Raw genomic sequence first — 24,577 nt, 5'->3', positions numbered from 1 at the left:
GCCGCAGAGAGAACGGAGCCGAAGCAGTGCCGGGACAGGGAGAAGGGTCGACCAAGTGAGTTTCAACCACGGCGGTAACGGGAGCGACGCACAGCGCGGTCGTACGGTAACCTCCATTCCCCTGTCGGACACCGATCCCCTCGGCTCCGCGAGTTTCGGGAGCCTGGTCCGCGACGCCACCGAGCAGATGTCGACCCTGGTCCGCGCCGAGGTCGAACTGGCCAAGGCCGAGGTCACCGGCGAGATCAAGAAGGGCCTCCAGGGCAGCGTCTACTTCATCCTCGCCCTGACCGTCCTGCTGTTCAGCACCTTCTTCTTTTTCTTCTTCGTCGGTGAACTCCTCGACGTGTGGCTGGCGCGTTGGGCCGCCTTCCTGATCGTCTTCGTTCTGATGGTCGTGGCGACCGCGGTGCTCGCGTTGCTCGGCTACCTGCGGGTGAAGAAGCTGCGCGCGCCGGAGAAGACGATCGACTCGCTCAAGCAGGCGCGCACGGTACTGCCGCACAGCCTCGGCGGGTCCGCACACGACGACCACCTCGTGTTGGAGAAGCGGACTTCCTAGGCGCGCGTCAGCGGGCGGGTACGGCGGCTACTAGGCTCGATCGCCGTGTCGTCGAACTTGCTTCCGGACCCGTCCAGCGTCCGCTACGACGGACCGTGGACGCATCGGGATGTTCATGCCAACGGCATTCGATTCCATGTCGTCGAGGCGGCCACCGAGCGTTCCGACGCCCCGCTCGTCGTGCTGCTGCACGGATTCGCGGACTTCTGGTGGTCTTGGCGTAATCAGCTGACCGGCCTCGCCGACCTCGGCTATCGCGCCGTCGCTGTCGACCTGCGCGGCTACGGCGACAGCGACAAACCCCCGCGTGGCTACGACGGCTGGACATTGGCAGGTGACGTCGCCGGGCTCATCCGCGCACTCGGCTACACCGACGCCACGCTGGTCGGGCATGCCGACGGCGGGCTGGTCTGCTGGACGACCGCCGTGCTGCACCCGCGGCTGGTCCGCTCGATCGCGCTGGTCGGCTCGCCGCATCCGTCGGCGCTGAAGAGCGCGGTGCTGCGCAACCGCCGCCAGCGCGCGGCCTGGCTGCCGAACTTCCTGCGCTACCAACTCCCTCGCTACGGCGAGCACCTGCTGACCACGGCCGATGGCTTCGAGGTTGAACGGTTGCTGCGGCAGCGGGTGAGCGCAGGCTGGTCGGGCACCGCCGAATTCGTCGACACCGCGCGACGGATGCGGTCGGCCATCCAGATCCCCGGCGCGGCGCACTGTGCGCTGGAGTATCAGCGCTGGGCGTTCCGCAGCCAGTGGCGCCCGGACGGCCGCCGGTTCATGGCGACCATGCGCGCACCCATCCATATCCCGGTGCTTGCCATGCGCGGCGACCTCGACCCGTACGTGCTGACCGGCACGGTCCGCCGCGGCCATCACCTTTCGCCAGAACGGCGCCTGGTCGCCATTCCCGCCGCGGGCCACTTCGCCCATCAGGAGAACCCGGATGCCGTCACGACGGAGCTTGCGAAGCTCCTTCCCTGAGCCTTTTCGCGTTTCGCCGCGTGCTTCCCTGGCCACGCACGTGCGTGGCCAGGGACTCGATCAGCTGAGGACGCAGGCTCCTGTGTCGACCGCCACGTCGATCCCGGCGGCCGCGTCGAGCTGGGCGCGGACCTCCGCGAGCGTGAGCACGTAGCCGGTGTCGTCGTCGGTGACGGCGGCGCCGAACACCACGCCGAGCACCTGTCCGTCCGTATCCACCAGCGGCCCCCCGGAATTGCCCGCCCGGACCTGGCCGCGGACGGTGTAGACCTCGCGCTCCACGGTGCCGTTGCGGTAGATGGTCGGGCCGGTGAGATCCAGCGTCTCGCGAACACGAGCAGCGCTGGCCGTGTACGGACCGCCGCCTGGATAGCCGAGCACGATGGCACTGTCGCCCGAGCGCGCCGGCGCGGGCGCCTGCCCGACCACCGGAGCGGTCAGCCCGGGCACCGCGAGCACCGCGACGTCCTTGGACGGGTCGAACAGCACCACATTGGCGTCCAACGGGCCACGTGGGGTGTCCACCGCGACGCTGGTGGTGCCCGCGACCACGTGGGCGTTGGTCATCACCCGCTCCGGCGCGACCACGAAACCCGAACCCTCCAGCGCCCGTTGGCAACTCGGCGCGACACCGCGAATGCGCAGCACGCTCTGCTGCAACGACGCCGCGACCGGGCTGGCAAGCACGCTCGGATCGGGCGGTTCGACGGCCGCGATCGGCGCGCGGCCGAACGGCCCGATCACGTCCGGCAGACCGGAGGTGTTGAGCAGCTTGGAGAACTCGTTGGGCAGGCGGCGCAACCAGTTCGGCGCGACGTCGTTGACGTCGGCGAGCACCCGCGAACCGTTGATCGCGGTCGCGACGGCCGGTTGCGACGAGGTGGCCAACGGCAACGCGAGCAGCCACGCGGTGACCAGAACGGCCACCGCCTGCAGCACGGCGCCGACCACACTGTCCACGCTGCGCGTGAACGGGTGGCGCATGCCGCTGCGGGCGGCGCGCCCGAGCACCATGCCCGCGACCTCGCCGACGATCACCAGCACCACGATGAGCAGCACGCCGGTCAGCACCCTGGTGCGTCCCTCGTCGACGTGGACCAAGATGTGCGGCGCGATCAGGATGCCCGCGACCGCGCCGAGCACCACGCCGAGGAAGGCGAGCGCGGAGGCCACCGCGCCCTGCCGCCACCCTGAGGAGGCGGCGAGCAGCGCAAGCAGCACAACCGCGATGTCGAGCCAGGCCGACGAGCTCATAACGTCATCCCCATGGCGGCGAGTGCTGTCTCCAGGTCACGAACGTCCTCGTGGTCCCACTCCCGTTCCCAACCCGCGGCTCTGAAGATCCCGCCGAGGATGCCGCCGGTCAGTCCCCAGACCAGCATCCCGTCCACCTGGAAAGCTAGGCTCTGGTAGCCGAGGGCGCTCTTGACCAAGAAGCGGTTCGCCGGATCGAGCAGCCGAGCGACCGGAACGCGCGCGACACGCTCGGTCTCGCTCTCGTTCACCACACGGACCTCGCTCGGCGTGCGCCAGTATGCGACGACCGGCGTCACGTCGAACCGGGACGGCGGCACGAACAGTTTCGGAAGCACGGCGAAGGGTTGCACGCCCGTGCGGTCGAGTCCGGTCTCCTCGCAGGCTTCGCGAAGTGCGGTGTCGATCGGCCCGGTGTCGCCGGGGTCCACCTCACCGCCGGGGAAAGCGACCTGACCGCGATGCTGGCGCATGGTGGACGCGCGCTGGGTCAGCAGAACCTCCGCGTCCGCGGGCAGTCCGCCGGGCGCGTCCGGGTCCGCGTCGGCCGAGCCGCCGAACAGCACGAGCACCGCGGCCTGCCGCGGCGTCGAGGTCACGGTCATGGCCCTGCGCAACGCACGGTCCATCGTCAAGGTGTCGGCGGTGTCGACGGCCGGGTCGGCCGACCTGCTCAGCCACTTCGGAATATCTTGTGGCACAGGGATGGTCATCTCGCGCCTCCCCGCACGACGCCGCCGACCCGAATGAACGCCCGCACCAACACCTCCACAACCGATCTGTCCGCCCGCAGTGTCATGCGGCCACTCCGAGCTCGCCTGCGACGGTGTTCGCGATGTCATCGACCCCGTCGAAGGCACGCACCACAACCTCGGCAACCGAGCCGTCGGCCCGCAGCAGCACCGAAACCGGCAGTACCGCGGGGGCTCCGACGGCCGTGCGTACCCGCGCGGCCGCATCGAGCACGCCGGGCAGTTTCACGGTCAGTCCAGTCAGCCTGGACAGCGCTTTGGCCTCGTCGGGGTCGCTGTGCACGGTCAGCACGGTAATCGCGTTCCCGGCGCGCTGCGCGAATTGCTGCAAATACGGCAACTCTTGGGCACACGGTGCACACCAGTAGGCCCAGAGGTTCAGCAGGGCGGGCTTGCCCGCCAGGGCGGCGGCCAGGGCGACCGGCCTGCCGTCTGCCAGGCATTCCAGGGTGATGCCTGCCAACGGGCTGTTTCCGGCGGGGCCTCCCGCGGGTTGCGGGCAGGCGGGCAGACCTGCCGCGGCGCGCAGCTCGTCCGACACGCCGAACGCGGCGCCGGTCGGCTGTTCGCGACCCGGTTTCGCGTCGTTGTCGTCATTCCCGCGCGGCCACACCGCGACCGCGAGCGCTACCACCACGATCAGACCCGCAAGTGCCCAACGCCATCCGTACCCTATCCCTCTACCGACGGAGGGCTCCGAGCTCACCGGCCCACCAGCTCGAGCAGATGCTCCCGCTCCGGCCCCTTCACAAGCTTGGCCGCGATCTCCGGATCGGTCGGCCCGGTCCCGAACGACGGGCAGTCCTTGGCCAGGACGCACACACCGCACGCCGGTTTGCGGGCATGACAGACGCGGCGCCCGTGAAAGATCACCCGGTGCGACAGCATCGTCCATTCCTTGCGCTCGATCAGCGCGCCGACGATGTGCTCGACCTTCACCGGATCTTCTTCGGCGGTCCACTGCCAGCGCCGCACCAAGCGGCCGAAATGTGTGTCGACCGTGATGCCGGGCACCCCGAACGCGTTACCGAGAATGACGTTGGCAGTCTTGCGTCCGATCCCGGGCAAAAGAACGAGTTCTACCAAGGTGTGAGGCAATTCACCATCATGCTGCTCGAGCAGTGCCTGCCCGAGGCCGATCAGAGCGGTGGTCTTGTTGCGGTAGAACCCGGTGGGCCGGATGTATTCCTCCAGCTCCGCGCGGTTTGCCCCGGCGTAGGCACGAGCGTCCGGGTACCGCGCGAACACCGCCGGGGTGGTGCGATTCACGCGCTCATCGGTGCACTGCGCGGAAAGTATTGTCGCCACCGCCAATTCGAGCGGAGTGGTGAAATCCAGCTCACAGTGCGCGTCTGGGAAAGCGACCGCGAGTTCCCGGTTCATCCGGCGCGCTCTCCGGACCAGCCCGAGCCGGGTTTCCGCCTGTCGCGCCCTGGTTTTCCGTTTCGGAGCCGCGGCAGCGACCGGCTGCGCATCGGAGGCGTCGGAGGCAGGCGAAAGCCCGTTCCCGGCGGCGATGGAGGGGGAAACTCGCACGCGTCCACCATACGTAACCGGCGGACAACGTTGCCCTTCCAGTTGGGTTGCCGTGTTCCATCTGAGACCTGGACCGTGTTTACTGCTCGACATGCAAGGACTCGCTGTGGCGCTCTTCCCAGTGGTGTTGATGCTGTTCGCACTGGGCATGGAGCGGGTCGAGAATCGGCTCAGCAAGCTTCTCGAACCCGACGAAGAGGTTCAGCAGTACCTGGACAACGCAAGCAACGCCGAGGTGAAGGAGCTGACGAAGCTCGGTCTGCCAGCGGCCGTGGCCCGGATGCGCAGGCGCCGCTCTCGCGGCGAGGAGCTGGATGTGGCCCGGGCAAGCTGACACGGTGCAAGCGACGGTCCCGGCGGCGGCAGCTTGCGTAACCACGAAGGGACCCACGAACGCCGCCGATCGGACACTGGTACGGTTCTCCGCTGCGTCGCGCAATTCACCCGTTACGTGGTGTCTGTCACTACGCTGTCATCATGCCGCGTAGACTGCGCTGTTGGCCGAGTCGCTTCGGTCCAGTACAGAGCCATTTCCCATAAGGAGCACATTCGTGGACGAGGCCCTCGCCAGAGCAGGCATCTTCCAGGGCGTCGAGCCCACTGCGGTGGCCGCCCTCGCCAAACAGCTGCAGCCCGTGGATTTCCCGCGCGGCCATGTCATCTTCAACGAGGGTGAGCCTGGCGACCGGCTGTATATCATCACGTCCGGCAAGGTGAAGATCGGTCGTCGCTCGCCCGATGGCCGGGAGAACCTGCTGACCATCATGGGCCCGTCCGATATGTTCGGTGAGCTGTCGATCTTCGACCCCGGCCCGCGCACCTCCACCGCTACCACGGTGACCGAGGTTCGCGCCGTGACGATGGACCGCGACGCCCTCAAGGCATGGATCGACCAGCGCCCCGAGATCGCCGAGCAGCTGCTCCGCGTGCTCGCCCGCCGCTTGCGCCGCACCAACAACAACCTGGCCGACCTGATCTTCACCGACGTTCCCGGCCGGGTCGCCAAGGCGCTGCTGCAGCTCGCGCAGCGGTTCGGCACTCAGGAGGCGGGCGCACTGCGGGTCACCCACGACCTGACCCAGGAGGAGATCGCCCAGCTGGTCGGTGCCTCCCGCGAGACCGTGAACAAGGCGCTCGCCGACTTCGCGCATCGCGGCTGGCTGCGGCTGGAGGGCAAGAGCGTGCTCATCTCCGACTCCGAGCGGCTCGCTCGCCGCGCGCGGTAACACTCGTACCGACAACGCACAGCACGCCGGATTCAGCGCTCCACTGAACCCGGCGTGCTGTTGTCGTCTACCTGGTCAGCCGTACACCCGAAGGTATTCCAGCTGTGCCTGCACCGAACTGCGCGCGGCCGGCCACAACCGCTTGTCCACGTCGGCGTACACGCGCCGCACCACCGCCATCGCACCGGCGTCCGGCCCAAGCACGCGCAATGCCGCACGCACCTGGTCGAGCCGCTCGTGCCGATGGGCGATGTAGTACCGCGCGATCGACTCCAGGTCGGGATGGTCCGGGCCATGCGCGGGCAGCAGCGCCTTGCCCTTGCCCGCCTCGACCAGCTTGTCCAGCGACGACAGGTAGTCGGCCAGGGTGCCGTCGCTGGAGTCCAGCACGGTGGTGCCCGCGCCGAGGATAGTGTCGCCGGTCAGCACCGCATCGTCGAGAACGAAGCTCACCGAGTCGCCGGTGTGGCCCGGCGTGTGCAGCACGGTGATCCGCAAACCCGCCGCCTCGATCACCTCGCCATCCACCAGCGTCGCGTCCGAGTCCCGCAGAAAGCCGGAATCCTTTGCCCGTACCGGTGTTCCGGTCAGCTCGACCAGCCGATCGATGCCGCCGGTATGGTCATGGTGGCGGTGGGTGATCAGGGTAAGGGCGATCTCGCCCCCGGCGGCCTCGGCGATCGCCTTACCGTGCGACTTGTCCTTGGGCCCCGGGTCGACCACCACACAGTCCGATCGTCCCGGAGCGCGCAGTATCCAGGTGTTGGTCCCCTCCAGCGTCATCGGCCCTGGATTGTCGGCGAGCAGCACCGCCGCCGTCGGGGTGACTCGACGCAACTGACCATACGCAGGGTGCTCAAGTGCCATGCCACATTGTCCTCGAGTGAAACGGATAGATCTACACAAGCATTCGTTCGCGCCGACTCGTGCCTATAGCGCCCCCCTGCGAACATCGACAGAACCCGGGATCGGAACGGAGTGAAACCTGCCATCCTCCATTCCCACCCCGCGCAGCGCGAGTCTTACGAGCGCGTTCGCGGCCGGGCTCGCATCCGAGCGGCCAACACGTCCCGCGACGAAGCCGCCACCGGCCACCCCAACACACGACACCGACCAGCCACAAACACCCAGGATCACAGCCCCCACCCAACACGACCCCATCGGCTCAACCCCCGCTTCCGAGCGAAGCGAGACCAAGCATTCCCCGTTCGCGGCCCGACTCGCGTCCGAGCGGCCAACACGTCCCGCGACGAAGCCGCCACCGGCCACCCCAACACACGACACCGACCAGCCACAAACACCCAGGATCACAGCCCCCACCCAACACGACCCCATCGGCTCAACCCCCGCTTCCGAGCGAAGCGAGACCAAGCATTCCCCGTTCGCGGCCCGGCTCGCATCCGAGCGGCCAACACGTCCCGCGACGAAGCCGCCACCGGCCACCCCAACACACGACACCGACCAGCCACAAACACCCAGGATCACAGCCCCCACCCAACACGACCCCATCGGCTCAACCCCCGCTTCCGAGCGAAGCGAGACCAAGCATTCCCCGTTCGCGCCCGCGCGGCAAATATCACAGCACCTCGGCGATCAATTCGACTTCGACCGGAGTGTTCCTGGGAAGTTCGGCGACACCGACGGCGGAGCGCGCGTGCTTGCCCGCATCGCCGAACACCTGGCCCAGGAGCTCCGACGCGCCGTTGACAACCACCGGCTGCTCACCGAATCCCGGTGCGGAGGCCACGAATCCGACCACCTTGACAATCCGCACCACCGCGTCCAGCCCGACCAGATCATGCACCGCGGCCAGCGCGTTCAGCGCGCACAGCCGCGCCGCCTCCTTGGCCGCCTCGATCGAGACCTCGGCGCCGACCTTGCCGACCGCGGATAGCTCACCGTCCACGAACGGCAACTGGCCGGAGGTGTAGACGAGCGACCCGGTGCGGATCGCAGGAATGTAGGCGGCGACCGGGGCCACAACCGGAGGTAGGGTCAGTCCGAGCTCGGCGAGATTCTTCTCCCACTGGGTCATTGCGTCATCCCTCTCTACTTGGGCCGCTTGAGGTAGGCGACGTGCTGTTCGCCGGTCGGGCCGGGCAGGACGGTGACCAGCTCCCAGCCGTCGGCACCCCACTGGTCGAGAATCTGCTTGGTCGCGTGCGTCAGCAGCGGCACGGTCGCGTACTCCCACAAGGTCGCATCACTCATGTGCGAGAGCGTACTGTGCTTAATTTGCAGCGCCTGCGGCGCTGCGTGCTCTGTGTCGGATTGCAGCGCCTGCGGCGCTGCGTGTTCGCGGCTCCTTGATGGCTCGCATCCGACCGGCCGCGACTGGCGACTTCGTCGCATGCGTCGCGGCCGGTCGGATGCGAGCCGAGCCGCGAACGGGCAATGCTCGGTCTCACTTCGCTCGGAAGGGCGGGGTCGGCCGAGGTTGACGGTCTCTTCCGCATCGACCTGATGGGTCGTACGCTGATCGGCTTGGCGATCTATGTGCCGCTGGCCTGGGGCGTCTCCTACGTGCCCATCCGGAGCCCGTCGTTACGTCGCCCATCTGGCGGTCGCCCATCCGGCAGCGGTCATCAGATCACCCATCCGGCAGCAGTCGGTAGTCCCGCCGATCTTCGCTGCGGCTCGTACTCGCCGAAGCCTGCGTCCGGCATCACCTCCGCCTGCTGCGGTCCTCTGGCAGCGGATGTCCGGGCAATTCGAGTTGTCCGAGTTGGCAGGTGGTGCGTCACCAAACGTTGCGGCAGTCCTCTGTCGGCCGATCTCTGGCGGCGGCCTTGTAGGTGGACAAGGCCGACGTTCCGTACGTCACACCTGGGTCGGCCCTATGGCACCAATCGCCGCTGCGGCCCGTACATCACCAGCGGGCGACGGTATGTCCTCAATCCAGCGACGGTTCCCGCATCACCAGCTCTGACATGTCCTTATGTCGTGCCGCCCCGGGGCCGCTGCCCCAGCGGCATTGTCTGGTACAGCAGCACGTCCTGGACCTGAGACTAGCCGGATCCCTCGGACGTGAACTCAGAACGGGTTATAGGCTCGCGAGCGTGGGAGTACCAACAGTAGTGCCACTTTCGGCGGAGCCGGGGCTGGACACAGGGTGGCCGAAGCGCGCGGAAGAGGCCCGCTTGCACTACGTCTCCGGCAAAGGGGGCACGGGCAAGTCGACGGTGGCCGCGGCGTTGGCACTCGCGCTCGCCGCGGGGGGCCGCCGGGTGTTGTTGGTGGAGGTGGAAAGCAGGCAGTCGATCGCGCAGCTGTTCGATCTGCCGCCGCTGCCGCCGACCGAGACCAGGATCGCCACCGCCGATGGTGGTGGCGAGGTGGCCGCGCTGGCATTGGATATCGAGCACGCCTTCCTCGAATACCTCGACATGTTCTACAACCTGGGCTTCGCGGGCCGGGCGATGCGCAGGATGGGCGCCATCGATTTCGTCACAACGATCGCGCCCGGTCTTCGCGACGTCATCCTGACCGGCAAGATCAAAGAATGCGCGGTCCGCGTGGACAAGTCCGGCAAGCGGGTCTACGACGAAATCGTGGTCGACGCGCCGCCGACCGGCCGGATCGCAAGCTTCCTCGACGTCACCCAGGCCATGGTCGAGGTGGCCAAGGGCGGGCCGATCGCCTCGCAGGCCGAGGGCGTTTCGAAGCTGCTGCACTCGGATCAGACCATGATTCACCTGGTCACACTGCTGGAGGCGCTGCCGGTGCAGGAAACCGCCGACGCCGTGGCTGAGCTGACGGCCGCCGACCTGCGCATCGGCACGGTGGTCGTGAATCGCGCGACCGAGGGCCAGCTGCCGCCCGACCTGCGCGCACGGGCCGCGCAGGGTGATCTCGACTCCGACGCCATCCGCGCCGGCCTGGGCTCCGCAGGAATCACATTGTCGGACAATGATTTCCAGGGCTTGATCACCGAAGCCGTGGAACACTCGGCCACTTTGCAGGCACAGGACGACAGCGCGGCGGAACTGGCCAAGGTCGACGTGAACCGGCTCTACCTGCCCGCTCTCGCGGACGGGATGGACCTGGGCGGAATCTACGAACTAGCCGAGCATCTCAGCGCGCAGGGAGTCCGATGAGCACGCCGATCCCGTCCGTGGCGGCCCCGCTGGACATGTCGAAGATCCTCGCCGACCCGTCGGCGCGCGTGGTGGTCTGCTGTGGCTCCGGCGGCGTCGGGAAGACGACCACCGCCGCCGCGATCGCGTTGCGCGCGGCCGAGCAGGGGCGCAAGGTCGTGGTGCTCACCATCGACCCGGCTCGCCGACTGGCCCAGTCGCTCGGCGTCGCCGAGCTGGACAACAGCCCGCAGCGGGTAGCACTTGGCCCGGAAGCCAAGGGCGAGCTACACGCGATGATGCTCAACATGCGTCGCACGTTCGACGACATGGTGCTCGAGCACACCAGCCCGGAGAAGGCGGAGCAGATCTTCGCCAACCCCTTCTATCAGACCGTCGCGTCGTCCTTCGGGGGCACGCAGGAGTACATGGCCATGGAGAAGCTGGGCCAGCTGGCCCACCAGCGCGAGTGGGACCTGATCGTGGTGGACACCCCGCCCTCGCGTAACGCCCTCGACTTCCTGGACGCGCCGAAGCGGCTGAACAACTTCCTCAACGGCCGCATGATCCGGGTGATCATGGCGCCGGGCCGCGGCGTCACCCGGCTGGTGACCGGTGCGATGAGCCTGGCCGTGCGCGCGGTGTCCACCATCGTCGGCGGGCAGATGCTCAAGGACGCGTCGAACTTCCTACAGTCGCTGGATTCTCTGTTCGGTGGCTTCCAGGACCGCGCCGACCGCACCTACGCGATGCTGTCGAAGCCCGGCACACACTTCCTGGTGGTCGCGGCGCCGGAACCGGACGCTCTGCGCGAAGCCTCGTTCTTCGTCGATCGGCTCTCCACCGAGCGCATGCCGCTGGCCGGGCTGGTGCTGAACCGGACACATCCGGCGCTCAGCTCGCTGTCGGCCGATCACGCGCTGACTGCCGCCGACCAGCTCGAGGAGTCCGATCCACTCACCGCGGCGGTGCTGCGCGTCCATGCGCGCCGGGTTGCCACCGACAAGCGGGAACAGCACCTGCTATCCCGCTTCACCGGCGCGCATCCCCGCGTACCGATCGTCACGGTGACCACGCTTCCGTTCGAGGTGTCCGATCTCGACGCACTGCGCGCCGTCGGCGATCAGCTCACCCGCACCGTCCAGGTAACCGTCTGATACTCAGGCGTATCCGCTATCGGTTCAACCGTCTTCAAACGAAACTGAGCCCGCTGCCGCGGGCTCCGTTTCATTGTTCTGCTAGGACTACCTGCCAGGACTACATCGCCACCTGATGCTGGCGCTGGGCCTGGAAGAAATCGGCCCAGGATGTCACCTCCGGATGCTGCTTCAGCAGCGCGCGGCGCTGTCGTTCGGTCATGCCGCCCCACACGCCGAACTCGACACGATTGTCGAGAGCGTCGGCACCACACTGCATGAGCACCGGGCAGTGCCTGCAGATCGTCGCCGCTTTGCGCTGCGCCGCACCGCGGACGAACAGCTGATCGGGATCTACTTCTTTGCATCGGGCCTGGGCTACCCAGGCGATTCTTGCTTCGGCCTGCTCCACGTCCAATCGAGCGATGGGGGTTGTCATGTGCATTTGGTGTGCCCCTTTGCAGTCCGAACACCGGGTCAACGGCGCTCCAGAATCGCGTGTCACCACCGCAGCAACCCAAACCCCGCTGCGCAGTGCACCACATTCCACATTTGAGTGTTAGCTCTATCACACTGGGTTCTCAATCTAGGTAAAGGTATAGCGCTTGCGCAAGACCGTCCCGAGATTTTTTGGTACGTCCGTCCCTGCAAAGTCGGGCTCATACAGGACGGTCAGGCAGATTCCGGATATGCCGTTCCCCGACACGCCAGAGCCGAATCCGCGACACGCCCATGCTGGTTCACGGATCACCAGTTCCGGCCATCGGACAAATGCCGCCAAGAAGGCGCGCGGGGCACCCCGTAGTCTTGGGGTCGTGCCGATCACACATACGCTCGCGAGGCTGGCCGGCAGCTGCGCGCTGGCCGCCGTGCTCGTCGCCGGGTTGTTGTTCCCGCTCGCGGGCGGTTTCGGATTCGTATCCAACCGCGCCGCCGACGCCGTCGACAACGTCTCCGCGGAATTGGTGGAAGGAACGGTGCCCGCAGTCTCGACCATGGTCGACGCGGCGGGCAATCCGATCGCCTGGCTGTACGAGCAGCGCCGGTTCGAGGTCCCCAGCGACAAGATCTCCAACGACATGAAGCTGGCGATCGTGTCCATCGAGGACCGACGTTTCGCCGAACACGAGGGCGTGGACTGGCAGGGCACGCTACGCGCGTTCCTTACCAACACCAGCAGCGGCGAGGTCCAGCAGGGCGCGTCGACGCTGGATCAGCAATATGTGAAGAACTTCCAGCTGCTCGTGGTCGCCAAGACCGACGCCGAGCGCCGCGCCGCCATCGAGACCACCCCGGCCCGCAAGATCCGTGAGATCCGGATGGCGCTCACGCTGGACCGGGAGCTGACCAAAGACGAGATCCTTACCCGGTACCTCAACCTCGTCCCGTTCGGTAATTCCTCCTACGGCATCCAGGACGCCGCGCAGACCTACTTCGGCGTCGACGCGTCCGAGCTGAACATCTGGCAGGCCGCGATGCTGGCGGGCATGGTGCAGAGTTCCTCGAAGCTCAACCCCTACACCAATGCCGACGGCGTGCTGGCCCGGCGCAACACGGTGCTGGACACCCTGATCCAGAACATCCCGAGCCGCGCCAACGAGTTCCGCGAGGCCAAGACCAAGCCGCTGGGGGTGCTTCCGGAGCCCAAAGGCCTGCCACGGGGCTGCATCGCGGCCAACGACCGCGGCTTCTTCTGCGACTACGCGCTGCAGTACCTCGCGAACGCGGGTATCAGCCGCGACCAGATCGATAAGGGTGGCTATCGCATCAAGACCACCCTCGACCCAGCCGTACAGGACTCGGTGAAGCGGTCGGTGGCCGAGGCGGCCAACCCGAACCTCGATGACATCGCACAGGTCATGTCCGTGGTCGCGCCGGGGCCGGACTCCCACCCGGTGCTCGCGATGGCAAGCAGTCGCACCTACGGCCTGAACCGGGACGCGAGCGAGACCGTGCAGCCCCAGCCGTACTCGCTGGTCGGTGACGGCGCCGGCTCGATCTTCAAGCTCTTCACGACCGCCGCGGCCATGGAGAAGGGCCTCGGCATCGACGCCGAACTCGACGTGCCCGGCCGGTTCGAGGCCAAGGGTATGGGTAACGGTGGTGCGCGCGGCTGCCCGCCTGCCACTTATTGCGTCGAGAACGCGGGCAAGTACAAGTCGCCGATGTCGGTGACGGAGGCGCTGGCCACCTCACCGAACACCGCCTTCGTCAAGCTTATCCAGGCGGTCGGAGTCACCCCGACCGTCGACATGGCCATCCGCCTCGGTATGCGCACTTACACCGAGGCGGGCACGTCCGGCCACGGCAACCAAAGCCTGGCCGACATGGTCAAGGACCAGAATCTCGGCTCCTTCACCCTCGGCCCGGTCGCGATCAACCCGCTCGAGCTGTCCAATGTCGCCGCGACACTAGGCTCCGGCGGCCGGTGGTGCCCGCCGAACCCGATCAAGGATGTCGTGGACCGCCAGGGCAGGCAGGTGCCGCTGACCCAGCAGGCGTGCGAGCAGGTCGTCGAGCCAGGTCTGGCGAACACCCTGGCCAACGCGATGAGCAAGGACGACATCAGCGGCACCGCCGCGGGTGCGGCTCGATCGGCGGGCTGGAACTTCCCGCTCTCCGGCAAGACGGGCACCACCGAGAGCCACCGTTCGTCGGCCTTCCTCGGATTCACCAACTCGCTGGCCGCCGCGGCCTACATCTACGGCGACAGCCCGACGCCCGGCGAGATCTGCTCGTTCCCGCTGCACAGTTGCGGCGACGGCAACCTGTTCGGCGGTAACGAACCGGCGCGCACCTGGTTCAACGCGATCAAGCCGGTGGTACCCCTGTTCCCGACGCCCGGGCTGCCACCGCTGGACGACAAGTACGTGCGCGGCTCGAACAACGCCCAGGTGCCAGACGTCGCAGGCAAGACCCAGGGCGAGGCCACCTCCGCGCTGGTCGCCGCCGGCTTTCAGGTGACGTCGGTGACCGGCGCCGGGTCGCAGCCGAAGGGCACCGTGATGGGGACCGCGCCGAACGGCTCGGCGATCCCCGGTTCGGTGATCACGCTCTACATCAGTGACGGCACCGTGCGGGAAGCCCCGCCGCCCGGGCCACCACCGGGGCCGCCACCGGGGCCGCCCGGCCTGCCGATACCGCGGCTGCCACCGATCCCGATTCCGATCCCGATCCCGCGCTGAGTGACCGAAAAGGGGCCGCGAACCATCCGGTTCGCGGCCCCTTTCGCAGTTCACGCGACGCTACAGTCGTGCCTTCACCGCGGCCGAGATCCGCGAACCGTCGGCCTTTCCCGCCGCGAGCCCGGTGGCGATCTTCATGACCTGGCCCATCTGGCGTATGCCGGGCCGCTCACCGATTTCCTCGGCCACCTGCGCGATCGCGGTGTCGGCGAGGTCGGCGACCTCAGCGTCGGTCAGTTGGGTCGGCAGGTATTCGTCGATGATGTGCGCTTCGGCATGCTCGTTCGCCGCCAGTTCGCCGCGCCCAGCCTGGGTGTAGACCTCGGCGGACTCGTTGCGCTTCTTCGACTCCTTCTGCAGCACGGCGACGACCTCGGCGTCGGAGAGCTCGCGTGCTTCCGAGCCTGCGACCTCCGCGGTCTGGATCGCCGTGAGCAGCATCCGCAACGTGGAAAGGCGCAGCGTATCCTTGGCTTTCATCGCGACGGTCAGGTCCGTCCGCAGCTGCGATTTGAGTTCCGACATGCAGCTCACGGTAGCCGGTCCGTCGCGGCGGGCCCACCACATTTGCACCGCTGTCGGATTTCTCGGCGTCCGAACCCGCGCTTGTGCGGAAACACACCCGGCGCTCCCGCGCGGGGTCACCTATGCTGGGCAAATGCCCGTGATCTCGACCTCTGCTGTACGCACGACCGCGCTGGGAGCCGCCGGTGCCGCGGTGGCCGGAATCGGCTACGCCTCGCTGGTCGAACGCAACGCCTTCGTTCTGCGGGAGGCGACCATGCCCGTGTTGGCGCCGGGGTCGTCATCGCTGCGGGTGCTGCACATCAGTGATCTGCACATGATGCCAGGCCAGAAGCTCAAGCAGCAGTGGCTGCGCGAGCTGGACCGCTTGGAGCCAGATCTGGTGGTCAACACCGGCGACAACCTCTCGCACCAGAAGTCGGTGCCCGCGGTTGTCCAGGCCCTCGGCGGATTGCTTTCCCGCCCGGGTCTTTTCATCTTCGGCAGCAACGACTACTTCGCGCCGGTGGCGAAGAACCCGCTGAAGTACTTCAAGAAGGACCACCGCCGCACCTTCGGCGCTCCGCTGCCGTGGAAGGACCTGCGCGCGGCCTTCACCGAGCGCGGCTGGCTCGATCTGACGCACGTCCGCCGTGACCTCGAGGTGGCGGGCATCCGGATCGCCACCGCCGGTGTGGACGATCCGCACCTGCAGCGCGACCGCTACGACACCATCACGGGTGCTCCGAACCCATTGGCCGAATTGCGGATCGGTCTCACCCACTCACCCGAGCCGCGGGTACTGGACCGCTTCGCCGAGGACGGCTACGACCTGGTGCTGGCTGGGCACACGCACGGCGGCCAACTGTGCCTGCCCGGATACGGCGCACTCGTCACCAACTGCGGCATCGACCGCTCCCGGGTGAAGGGCCCCTCCAAATGGGGTGGGCGCACCCAGTTGCATGTCTCCGCGGGCATCGGCACCTCGCCGTGGGCGCCGTACCGATTCTGCTGCCGCCCAGAGGCAACCCTGTTGACGCTGGTCGCCGCGCCACCGAGGCGTCCGGGAGCCGACGCGGGCCAGGGCGTGTCGGCGTCGGAGGCCGTCGCCCGCTAAGGTCCCCTGCCGAGACGAGTGTCAGGTAGGGAAAACGGTGAGTGAATTCGACGACCGGCGCGACGACCCGGCGGTTCCGGGACGGCCGGGTGCGCAGCAGCCTCGGCAACAGCCGTCCGGAGCAGCATATTTCGATCCCGATGCGACGCGTGACGGTTCCGATCCCACGGGGCGGCCGACCTCCGGGGCGCATCCGGCGGCGCCCGGGCAGTCCGAAACGCCGCAGGGACACCAGTTTTCGGGCGCTGAGTGGTCGGGCAGTCCGAGCACCGAGGGACACTCGACTCCTTCCACACACCGGTGGCCCGGCGCGACCGAGCACCCCGCGGCGAGCGAACCCGCCCGCCCCGCCACACCATGGCGGCGTAGCTCGAATGAGCAAGCGGGCGAACGTGATTCGGATCAGCTCACACCGCAAGGGCGTCCGAACACGGGAGGGCGTGAACAGGCGGAACCGCGGTACGACCAGTACGCTCCGACTTCGCAGTGGCAGCCGGGAGTCGGTGCGCCCGAACCGCCACACGAAGGGAACGCTCCGTCCTATCCGTGGCAGCCGAGCCCGGCAGGACAGGCAGGACAGACACCTGACGCGCAACAACTCGGCCACCTGAACCAACCCGCGTCCGGACCGACGGCTCAGCCCGACCCCACCCAGCCGGGAATGGGCGGTCAGGCCGCGCCCACACTCCAGTGGCAACCCCACTCCGCGGAGCCTGCCGCGCCTTCGTGGCCGCACAATGCCGGTTCGGCCGCACAAGCCGACCCGACGCTCCTGGCCCAGACGCCCGCCGGACAGTGGACATCGAGCCCGCAGCCCTCGTCCGGCCAGGCCGACCCGACCCTGCTGGCGCAGCCACTCGCCGAACACCGGCAGCCCGGGCAGGACACGACCGGCCGAACCGACGAGACGATGCAGGCCCACCACCTCGGCGGACACGTGGCGCCCGGACAGTACGCGCCGGGGCAGCGCGACTTCGGCTCGCCCGAGACGGGCCACGGGCACACCGGTCCGACCATGCTCGGGCAACCGCTGGGTCCGCTCGACCAGCCCGCGTCCTCCGGTGGCTGGCAGCAGAGCGCTGGAACCCCGGGGCGAGGTGGGCCGGACGACAGCACACCGACCTTGCTCGGATATCCGAGCGCCGACGGGTTCGGGCAGCCGGATCCGAACTTGCAATGGCGACCAGCCCACAGCGGGCCGGAGCAGTACGGCGAGGTGATCCCGCTCGAGCGCTACCGGCCCGGCTACGGCGCCGCGCAGTACGCTCCGCACGCCGGGTTTTCGGGTTATGGACCGAACCGCGGTGGCCGGGGCAAGACTGTGCTGCTGGTCGGGCTGGTCGTGCTGCTGGTGGCCGGTGTCGCGGTGACGGCGGTGGCGCTGGCCAAGCGCGGATCGGATTCCGCGCAGGAGAGCTCACCATCGATGGTGAGCGCACTCACCACGACCGGGGGCGCGCACACCTCCGCGCAGACGACAACGCCTGCGCCGACAACAACCGCGAGCGGCGCAGGCAACGAGGCCTCGCTCATCCCGGGCTACCAGGTGGTCGTCGCACCGGACCGCGGTGCGGCCTACGACGTGCCCGCCGACTGGACCGTCGCTTCGCAGGGCACCATCGGCGGCTTCGGCGAGCCGCCCAACGCGGTCGCGGGCAAGGGTTACGCCAGCGAGGGCAAGGGCTACTGCCCTGGCTCGACCCGAACCGTCGCCTTCCTCACCGGCTCGAATGACGCCGATTCGGCAAGCGCGGCAACCGAACTCGGTACGAGGACAGCCAAACTCGCCTACAAGGAATCCTCCGACAGCACCCCGGGCGCGCCCGTGCCGTTGGCGTCGCTGGACGGATCACAGCACGGCATGTTCGTGGAGACCAACGGCACCGTCAGCCAGGCCAAGCCCGGCTGCGCCACGGCGTACTCCGTCTACACCGTCGCGTTCCCCAGCGACAGCGGAAACTTCGTCATGGTGATCGTCGCCGACACCGGCGTCCCCAACGCCCTCGGCACCGAGACCGCCAAGCGCATCTTCACCAGCATCCGGCCCCACGAAGGCTGACTGACCTGCCGGTTTAACGTCTCACCCCACCCTGTTGTAAGCTACTCCAGGTTCGATTCACGGGGTGTGGCGCAGCTTGGTAGCGCGCTTCGTTCGGGACGAAGAGGTCGCAGGTTCAAATCCTGTCACCCCGACTCGTGGTTGAGACGACAAGAAGGCCCCTGACCATTCAACTGGTCAGGGGCCTTCTTTGTTGCATGGTGAGGTCGGTATCAGAACTATCCGAATGCCCTGGGGCCACGATCTACAGCCGACGCCGTTATCGGTCGCGAGCCGAGTTCGCCCGGTGAGTTCAAGTCCAGCCGACCCCTCGCGGCATGATCAGGGTCACACCGGTCCCGACGGCAGTCGGGACCGGTCCCGGCTCGGAGGCACGGGGTCGGCGCGATCAGCGATCCGAATTCGACTGGCCGACAGGGCAGTTGAGATGCGTCCAACCAGAGTGCATAGGCTTGGGCGATGCTTGCGCTCTACAGTGCGGTGATCGCCATCGTCACCGGCGCGACCTCGGCGTGGATCGGCTACTACTTCAACGTTCGCAAAGATCGTCTGCAATGGAGCCGTCATCATGCGACACGATGGGACAGCGCACGGCACGAGGCCTACGTTGCGTTCGCGGGTGCCATCAAGCATGAGGTTCGGCTGCACGTGAAGATGGCTGCCGCGATGCACCCCGAGCTATGGCCTGGCCATGAGACGCTGTCCATGTCCGAAGGCTGGCCACTCTTGGCCACTGCGGAAGACGCACGCGCTGACCTGCTCGAGTCGATCCTGCTGCTCGCTGACGGTCCGACGGTCGAGGCAGCGCGGAACTGGCAGCAGAAGGTCTGGGAACTGCGCGTGCTGCACACCGATACCGCGGTGTCCGCCGAGGCCATCCGCCAGGCTCTGATCCGGGCGTCGGATGCCAGGGACCGCTTCTACGCATGCGCGCGACCCGACCTGGGCATTCTGACCGCGCTTCCGGCGCCACAGCTACTGCCATCGCCTGCCATTTCCGATGTGCCTGACGCGAATACGATCAGCGGTTAGTGTTCGATGCGGCGCGGAACAAGCCGGTCCGGCGCACGACGCGCCCGATCAGGTACGCGGGCTGTCGGCGACATCGTCCGCCGCGCAACGAATACCATCCTGAGACATTGTTTCCGCAATCGGCGAAAGGTCGGCACATGAGCAAGCCCGTCGATGGGGTCCGCGCAGACAAACCGCTGTCCGGGAAGACAGCACTTGTCACAGGGGCCTACACCGGGATCGGACGAGCGATCGCGAAAACACTTGCTGCGCAAGGGGCGCAAGTTGTGGTCCATCATCCGCATTTCCCGGAGGCGGCGGCTGACGTGATCAAGGAGATCACGGCCGCTGACGGTACCGCTCTCGGGCTCGCGGCCGATCTCGGCGACCACGCGGAATACGAGGAGCTGGTACAGGTGCTGCTCGAGGACTGCGGCCGGTGGGACCTGCTGGTCAACACCGCGACGGTGCCCGATGCCGAACCGTTCGTGAAGATCAGCGGGGAGACGTTCGACCTCGGCTTCGCGGTGACGGTGAAGGGGGTGTTCCACGGTATACAGCTGGCCTCGGCGCACCTGGCCGACGACGGCCGGATCATCACCGTCTGCGATTCCGCCAGCCCGCGCGGCGCGCTCTACGACGCGACCCGCGGCGCCGTCGAGCAGCTCGGTCAGGCCGTGGCACCGGACTTCGCGCCGCGGCGGATCACCGTCAACACGGTCAGCCACGGTGCCGGCGAGACCGGAAACGCGGAGCTCGATGCGGTCATCGCAACAATGAGCCAGCCCGCGGAGGTGGTCGCCTACCTGGCAAGCGCGGCGGCGAGCGCGGTGACCGCGCAGGCCATCCGAATCGATGGCGCCGCCCGGGCCGCCGAGGCGCCGCGGTAGATCCGGACGGAGCGGCCTCGGTGCTGGTCGGGCGATAGTCGCATATCCGCAGGGCACGAAACCCAGCGTGCGGTAGACGGATCCACCGGCGGCCGGCGCGTAGCGAGGTGCGATGATCCGCGTCCCTCGCACAAGCCGACCGCCGATGACATGCCCTTTTCCGACACCCGAATTACGGGATCGCGGCGGAGATGATGCCGCCGTACGCGCTGAATCCCCGCCCCTTCGCGTTGCAGGTGAAACTCCCGTGGAAACCGATTCGGCACGACGATCCCGCGTGCTCGATGACCGGCCCCCACATGTCTTGGCCAGTCTTCAGGTCGTAGATGCTGGGATTGCCGGCGGCCAGCGTGTACGACGTGCCTCCGGCGAAGGTGGGGTGCGCAGGCAGCCACGGTTGATCGATCACGATCTCGCTGATCGGAATCGACAACGGAAGGTAGGTGGTGCCCACGGTGTAGTTCAGGCGAAGGGGAGATCCCAGATCACACCCGACGCTCCCGTCACCGAAGATCGCGCAGTTCGCGCTGCCTGCCGAGAAATAGACCGCGCCTTCGTCGGCTCCGGCGTTGCCGGCCAGGATGCTCGGCGCCACTGCTGCGGCGGCCAGGACCCCGGCGAGCTTCGTACTGCGCTTCATGCCATCTCCTCGGTGAAATCGCTGATGTAGACAACCGACCTGACAACTCTGTCGAACCAACGGCGGATTCTGTTTCGATCCGTCCCGCATCGAACACAAGCGGAGTCAGCGTGTTCGACCGGCACAAGCCCCGTAAATCGTGGCGCGCCGCCGTAGTACCCGCCCGCATTTGGCATTCGTATCCACATCCCAGTCGGATGGCCACAGAAAGGACCGGCGCTGTGCGCAGACGCTTACTCGGCCATAACACGCGGACATCCCACCGAAACGCAAGGTCAATAGCGTATACAGACATGTCGACACGGCTGGCCACACTGGAGAACGCGGCGGGCAAACCCCTGCGCGACGTGGTGTACGCGGCGCTGCGCCGCGAACTGATGAACGGGGACATCAAGTTCGGCGAGCGGCTGACCGAGCCGAAACTGTCGGCGCGCTTCGGCATTTCACGTACGCCGATCCGGGAAGCCCTGACGGTTCTGTGCTCGGACGGACTGCTCCAGCGCGAAGAGTACGGTTTCAGCCCGGTGCGGCCGAGTATCCCGCTGATCCGCGACCTCTACGAGCTGCGAATAACGCTCGAGCTGGGCGGTTTACAGCGCGCGATGACCAATCCGGCCGTTGTGCACGATCAGGAACTGCTGGAGGCCGAACACGCCGCATGGCTGGAGTTACGCGCCGCTCCGCCCGAACAGGAACCGGGGTTCGTGGTGCGCGACGAGGAGTTCCACGTCACGCTGCTCACCGCGGCGGGCAACGCCGAGATGGTGCGGGCGCTGAAGGCGGTGAACTCACGGATCCGCCATGTGCGGATGTACGACTTCATGGTCAACAACCGGATCGAGACCACCATCGCCGAGCATCTCGGCATCCTCGACGCCGTACTGGCGGACGATCTTTCCCTCGCCTACCGGCTGCTGCATACGCACATCGGTGAATCGCTGGATGTCGTGCTCGAACGGGTCACGCGCGCGATCGCGGCGATGTCCCTGGCCACCGAATAGTTCGCAATCGGCCCGGCCGGTTGATCGTGAAGCCGATGTCGGCGAGCTCGTCGGTGATGCGCTGTGCGGGCCACTTGTTGACGCCTCGTGCCCTTCGGGGGTGCTGTGTCGGCGCTGCTGGATGAACGACGCGGCGAGTACGCGGGTTGGCTGCCGGATGTTAGCGATCAACGCGCCCGACGCGTCAATCCCTCATCGCTAGCGTCACGAACGTCCGACCCCGCAACAACTAGAGGTTCACCCGGTGCCACCAACGTGGGGTCCTCGTGAGCCACCTTGGTGACAGAGCCCCTGACCCACGGGGAAGAGTGCGGAGCTGCGAGCTGTTCCGGGAGTCGGCGGAATCAAGGACAGAAACTGGCCTGAGGGCGGACTTCGCCGCGACCATGCGCCACTCGTCGTTTGGACATTTGTGCTAGACAGTCGTGCCAACCTGTGTTAGACATATGTCTAAGACGTTTGGATGAAGTGTGAGTCGGAGGAATCAGCTATGAGCGTTCAGCCTCGTGTTCTTGTCGCAGGCGGCGGAATCGGCGGTAATGCCGTTGCGCTGCAACTACTTCGGGCCAATATTCCGGTCACGGTCGTGGAGCGGGCAGCGGCACCACGCCCCGGCGGACAAGCCGTCGACCTGCGCGGTCCGAGCCGCGAAGTGGCCGAGCGGATGGGGCTGATGCCGGGGATCCGTGACTATCAGCTGGATGAGCGCGGCATGCGGTATGTCGATGCCGAGGGTCGCGAGATCCTGCGGATGTCCGCCGAGACCTTCCAAGGCAAGGGCACGGTCGCCGAAATCGAGATCACCCGTGGCGATCTCAACCAGGTGCTGCTCGATCTGGTCGCCGCCGAGGGCGGCGTCGACTACCGCTACGGGGAATGGATCACCGAGATCCGGCAGGACGACGCGGGAGCGGACGTGACGTTCGCCTCCGGCGCCGCCGAGCGGTTCGACATCGTGATCGGCGCGGACGGTCTGCACTCCGCTACCCGCCGCATGGCGTTCGGTCCCGAGGAACGATTCGCCACCTATCTGGGCGGATACATGTCCTTCTTCACCCTGGCGCGACCGAAAGACCTGGAGCCGCACTGGTTCACGATGCACTCACTGGTCGGCGCCACCGGGCTCGGCCTGCGCCCGGACGCCGACCCGGCCACCTGCAAGGCGCTGGTCGTGCTGCGATGCCCAGCGGATCCCGCACTGCGCCGGGACATCACGGCTCAGCAGAACTTGATCCGCGAGCGGTTGGCCGGCGGCGGCTGGGAGTCGGCACGCATCATCGCCGCAATGGCCGACGCACCGGACTTCTACTTCGACGAGCTGGCCCGGATCGACATGCCGACCTGGGTCGGGGGCCAGGTGACACTGCTCGGCGACGCGGGCTACTGCGGCTCGCCGCTCACCGGCCAAGGCACCGCCATGGCACTGGTCGGCGCGTACGTCCTCGCCGGTGAGATCGCCACGCACGCAGGGGAGCCGAAGCACGCTCTGGCCCGCTACGAAGAGGTGCTGCGCCCCTTCGTCAAGACGGCGCAGGAGCTGCCGCCGGGCGGTCTGAAGGCCATGACCCCCCGGTCCCGCTTCGGCATCCGCGCGGGCCAGACCGTCAGCAAGCTGATGACCTCGAAGCCGATGCGTCCGGTCATGATGAAAATGCTCGCCAAGACCGAGTCCTACGACCTGCCCGACTACTCATCGCTGAACGTCGGCCGCTAGGCCATCGACCGGGCCGTCCCCGCAAGGCCCGGTCAACGTTCGACCGTCGAACGGTGCGCTCAATTGTGCGGCACGCTGCATCGTTCGGTGATCGGTCGACGTCGGCAGCTGTCACGGCGGACGCATAGTTCGCGGTCCCGTACTCGCCGCGAATCCAACAGATATGGCATAGGCCTGAGGGGGTCGCGCTCGGCTTGGCCGCCGATGCGATTAGTCGGCGTGCTGGAATCCAGCCCGGCGACGACCCCGAACGCACTCGGAGCAGCGAGTCAGCGGTTCGGATATGGCGGCTGGCCGTACGGTAGGGCCGGGAGGCCGGGGGGTGGAGCGGTGGGATATCCGTAAGGCTGGTGGCCGTACTGCGGGGACCAGGGTTGACCAAATGGCGGTGCGGGCTGGTGGCCGTACGGCGGAGTTGGTTGACGACGTGCCGCGATCCACCGGCCGGTCGGACTGATGGCGGCGAGAACAAGGGTCGCCAGCGTCAGCACGCCAACGGCTATCGGCAGCAAGCCGAAAAGGCCTACCATCGCGAGCCCGACTGCCATGTTGATCAAACTCAGCGCACTGCCGACGATCACCAGAACTCGGCCGACCGTCAATCGACACAGCAGCAGGACGCCGCCCAGAATGAGCAGGAACGCCACGAATCCGGCCACGGCCACGCTGACCAGCGCAAGACCTGCCAGAGTGTCGAAGGTCTCCGATCCGGCCGTCCCCATCGACACGAGACCGAATATCTCCCAACCGCCGCCCAGCAGCGCAAGAAGTGCCGCCGCGATTCCGGTGCCACCACCTGCCGAAGCTTGGGACGGCGGATGGCCGTGACCAGGCAGGTGAGGATGCGGGGGCGGATAGCCGCCCGGGGCGGCACCCGGCCCGGCGTGCTGGTAGTTCATATCGGCAGTCATTCCTCCTCGGTCGCTGCGGACC

General features: G+C 67.4%; 24 protein-coding genes and 1 tRNA gene. 14 read left to right on the top strand and 11 right to left on the bottom strand.

Going from position 1 to position 24,577, the window contains the following annotated elements; all coding sequences use genetic code 11:
• Positions 1-55: 55 nt before the first annotated feature.
• Complete coding sequence (locus OHB12_RS26675) at positions 56-562, top strand: phage holin family protein (protein ID WP_327111785.1); 507 nt, start codon at positions 56-58, stop codon at positions 560-562.
• A 45-nt stretch (positions 563-607) separates the two neighbouring features.
• Entirely contained in the window at positions 608-1,543 is a 936-nt protein-coding gene (locus OHB12_RS26670; RefSeq protein WP_327111783.1) for an alpha/beta fold hydrolase, read from the top strand.
• A 60-nt stretch (positions 1,544-1,603) separates the two neighbouring features.
• Here the strand turns inward: OHB12_RS26670 and OHB12_RS26665 are convergent, their stop codons facing one another.
• The 4 genes from OHB12_RS26665 to nth form a co-directional block, all read right to left on the bottom strand.
• Positions 1,604-2,797 carry a MarP family serine protease gene (locus OHB12_RS26665; RefSeq protein WP_327111781.1) on the bottom strand — a complete coding sequence of 398 codons (1,194 nt, stop codon included), beginning with the start codon at positions 2,795-2,797 and terminating at the stop codon, positions 1,604-1,606.
• A complete protein-coding gene (locus OHB12_RS26660) occupies positions 2,794-3,510 on the bottom strand; it encodes an NUDIX hydrolase (RefSeq protein ID WP_327111779.1) in 717 nt (238 codons plus the stop codon). Before OHB12_RS26660 ends, OHB12_RS26665 begins: the two co-directional genes overlap by 4 nt.
• Positions 3,511-3,592: 82 nt before the next feature.
• Entirely contained in the window at positions 3,593-4,183 is a 591-nt protein-coding gene (locus tag OHB12_RS26655) for a TlpA family protein disulfide reductase (protein ID WP_327121498.1), read from the bottom strand.
• 68 nt (positions 4,184-4,251) lie between these two features.
• Positions 4,252-4,953 (bottom strand): endonuclease III, encoded by a 702-nt coding sequence (nth, locus tag OHB12_RS26650; protein ID WP_327121496.1) that lies wholly within the window; start codon positions 4,951-4,953, stop codon positions 4,252-4,254.
• 238 nt (positions 4,954-5,191) lie between these two features.
• Between nth and OHB12_RS26645 the strand changes: the two genes are divergently transcribed.
• Together OHB12_RS26645 and OHB12_RS26640 are read left to right on the top strand one after the other, a co-directional pair.
• The gene (locus tag OHB12_RS26645) at positions 5,192-5,419 is read left to right on the top strand and encodes a hypothetical protein (protein ID WP_327111777.1); all 228 of its coding nucleotides are present in this window, start codon (positions 5,192-5,194) and stop codon (positions 5,417-5,419) included.
• A gap of 217 nt (positions 5,420-5,636) precedes the next feature.
• The gene (locus OHB12_RS26640; protein ID WP_019044571.1) at positions 5,637-6,311 is read left to right on the top strand and encodes a Crp/Fnr family transcriptional regulator; all 675 of its coding nucleotides are present in this window, start codon (positions 5,637-5,639) and stop codon (positions 6,309-6,311) included.
• A 75-nt stretch (positions 6,312-6,386) separates the two neighbouring features.
• Here the strand turns inward: OHB12_RS26640 and OHB12_RS26635 are convergent, their stop codons facing one another.
• The 3 genes from OHB12_RS26635 to OHB12_RS26625 all read right to left on the bottom strand — a co-directional run bounded on the left by OHB12_RS26635 (position 6,387) and on the right by OHB12_RS26625 (position 8,522).
• Positions 6,387-7,178: an MBL fold metallo-hydrolase gene (locus OHB12_RS26635; RefSeq protein WP_327111760.1), complete on the bottom strand. Its 792-nt coding sequence runs from the start codon at positions 7,176-7,178 to the stop codon at positions 6,387-6,389.
• Between the two features lie 709 nt (positions 7,179-7,887).
• Positions 7,888-8,346: a RidA family protein gene (locus OHB12_RS26630; protein WP_327111758.1), complete on the bottom strand. Its 459-nt coding sequence runs from the start codon at positions 8,344-8,346 to the stop codon at positions 7,888-7,890.
• 14 nt (positions 8,347-8,360) lie between these two features.
• On the bottom strand, positions 8,361-8,522 hold the full coding sequence (locus tag OHB12_RS26625) for a DUF4177 domain-containing protein (protein ID WP_327111756.1): 162 nt from the start codon (positions 8,520-8,522) through the stop codon (positions 8,361-8,363).
• An 866-nt stretch (positions 8,523-9,388) separates the two neighbouring features.
• Between OHB12_RS26625 and OHB12_RS26620 the strand changes: the two genes are divergently transcribed.
• Positions 9,389-10,408, top strand: a complete 1,020-nt coding sequence (locus OHB12_RS26620) for an ArsA family ATPase (protein ID WP_327121494.1) — start codon at positions 9,389-9,391, stop codon at positions 10,406-10,408.
• Positions 10,405-11,544 carry an ArsA family ATPase gene (locus OHB12_RS26615; protein ID WP_327111754.1) on the top strand — a complete coding sequence of 380 codons (1,140 nt, stop codon included), beginning with the start codon at positions 10,405-10,407 and terminating at the stop codon, positions 11,542-11,544. The genes OHB12_RS26620 and OHB12_RS26615 overlap by 4 nt, the downstream gene beginning before the upstream one ends.
• Before the next feature lie 100 nt (positions 11,545-11,644).
• Here the strand turns inward: OHB12_RS26615 and OHB12_RS26610 are convergent, their stop codons facing one another.
• Positions 11,645-11,968, bottom strand: coding sequence for a WhiB family transcriptional regulator (locus OHB12_RS26610; protein WP_014981178.1), 324 nt, complete (start codon positions 11,966-11,968; stop codon positions 11,645-11,647).
• 370 nt (positions 11,969-12,338) lie between these two features.
• On the opposite strand from OHB12_RS26610, the gene OHB12_RS26605 reads away from it, so the two are divergent.
• The gene (locus OHB12_RS26605) at positions 12,339-14,708 is read left to right on the top strand and encodes a penicillin-binding protein (protein ID WP_327111749.1); all 2,370 of its coding nucleotides are present in this window, start codon (positions 12,339-12,341) and stop codon (positions 14,706-14,708) included.
• Positions 14,709-14,768: 60 nt separating this feature from the next.
• Here the strand turns inward: OHB12_RS26605 and OHB12_RS26600 are convergent, their stop codons facing one another.
• Entirely contained in the window at positions 14,769-15,233 is a 465-nt protein-coding gene (locus tag OHB12_RS26600) for a GatB/YqeY domain-containing protein (RefSeq protein WP_327111747.1), read from the bottom strand.
• 133 nt (positions 15,234-15,366) lie between these two features.
• On the opposite strand from OHB12_RS26600, the gene OHB12_RS26595 reads away from it, so the two are divergent.
• The 5 genes from OHB12_RS26595 (at position 15,367) to OHB12_RS26575 (ending at position 20,289) form a co-directional block, all read left to right on the top strand.
• Positions 15,367-16,329 (top strand): metallophosphoesterase, encoded by a 963-nt coding sequence (locus OHB12_RS26595; protein WP_327111745.1) that lies wholly within the window; start codon positions 15,367-15,369, stop codon positions 16,327-16,329.
• A gap of 37 nt (positions 16,330-16,366) precedes the next feature.
• Positions 16,367-18,388, top strand: coding sequence for a hypothetical protein (locus tag OHB12_RS26590; RefSeq protein ID WP_327111743.1), 2,022 nt, complete (start codon positions 16,367-16,369; stop codon positions 18,386-18,388).
• Positions 18,389-18,448: 60 nt separating this feature from the next.
• Positions 18,449-18,522 (top strand) — tRNA-Pro (locus OHB12_RS26585).
• A gap of 325 nt (positions 18,523-18,847) precedes the next feature.
• Positions 18,848-19,420, top strand: a complete 573-nt coding sequence (locus tag OHB12_RS26580; protein WP_327111741.1) for a hypothetical protein — start codon at positions 18,848-18,850, stop codon at positions 19,418-19,420.
• A 137-nt stretch (positions 19,421-19,557) separates the two neighbouring features.
• Entirely contained in the window at positions 19,558-20,289 is a 732-nt protein-coding gene (locus OHB12_RS26575; protein WP_327111739.1) for an SDR family NAD(P)-dependent oxidoreductase, read from the top strand.
• Positions 20,290-20,461: 172 nt separating this feature from the next.
• On the opposite strand, the gene OHB12_RS26570 is transcribed toward OHB12_RS26575, so the two are convergent.
• The gene (locus OHB12_RS26570) at positions 20,462-20,929 is read right to left on the bottom strand and encodes a hypothetical protein (RefSeq protein ID WP_327111737.1); all 468 of its coding nucleotides are present in this window, start codon (positions 20,927-20,929) and stop codon (positions 20,462-20,464) included.
• Between the two features lie 293 nt (positions 20,930-21,222).
• On the opposite strand from OHB12_RS26570, the gene OHB12_RS26565 reads away from it, so the two are divergent.
• Complete coding sequence (locus OHB12_RS26565; RefSeq protein WP_327111735.1) at positions 21,223-21,930, top strand: GntR family transcriptional regulator; 708 nt, start codon at positions 21,223-21,225, stop codon at positions 21,928-21,930.
• 490 nt (positions 21,931-22,420) lie between these two features.
• Positions 22,421-23,644, top strand: a complete 1,224-nt coding sequence (locus OHB12_RS26560; protein WP_327111733.1) for an FAD-dependent monooxygenase — start codon at positions 22,421-22,423, stop codon at positions 23,642-23,644.
• Positions 23,645-23,913: 269 nt separating this feature from the next.
• Here the strand turns inward: OHB12_RS26560 and OHB12_RS26555 are convergent, their stop codons facing one another.
• A complete protein-coding gene (locus OHB12_RS26555) occupies positions 23,914-24,543 on the bottom strand; it encodes a hypothetical protein (RefSeq protein ID WP_327111731.1) in 630 nt (209 codons plus the stop codon).
• Positions 24,544-24,577 lie beyond the last annotated feature (34 nt).

Source organism: Nocardia sp. NBC_01730 (assembly GCF_035920445.1).
Lineage (GTDB): Bacteria > Actinomycetota > Actinomycetes > Mycobacteriales > Mycobacteriaceae > Nocardia.
The sequence above is the reverse complement of the archived record's forward strand: the minus strand, read 5'-3'. Positions and strand labels throughout refer to the sequence as shown.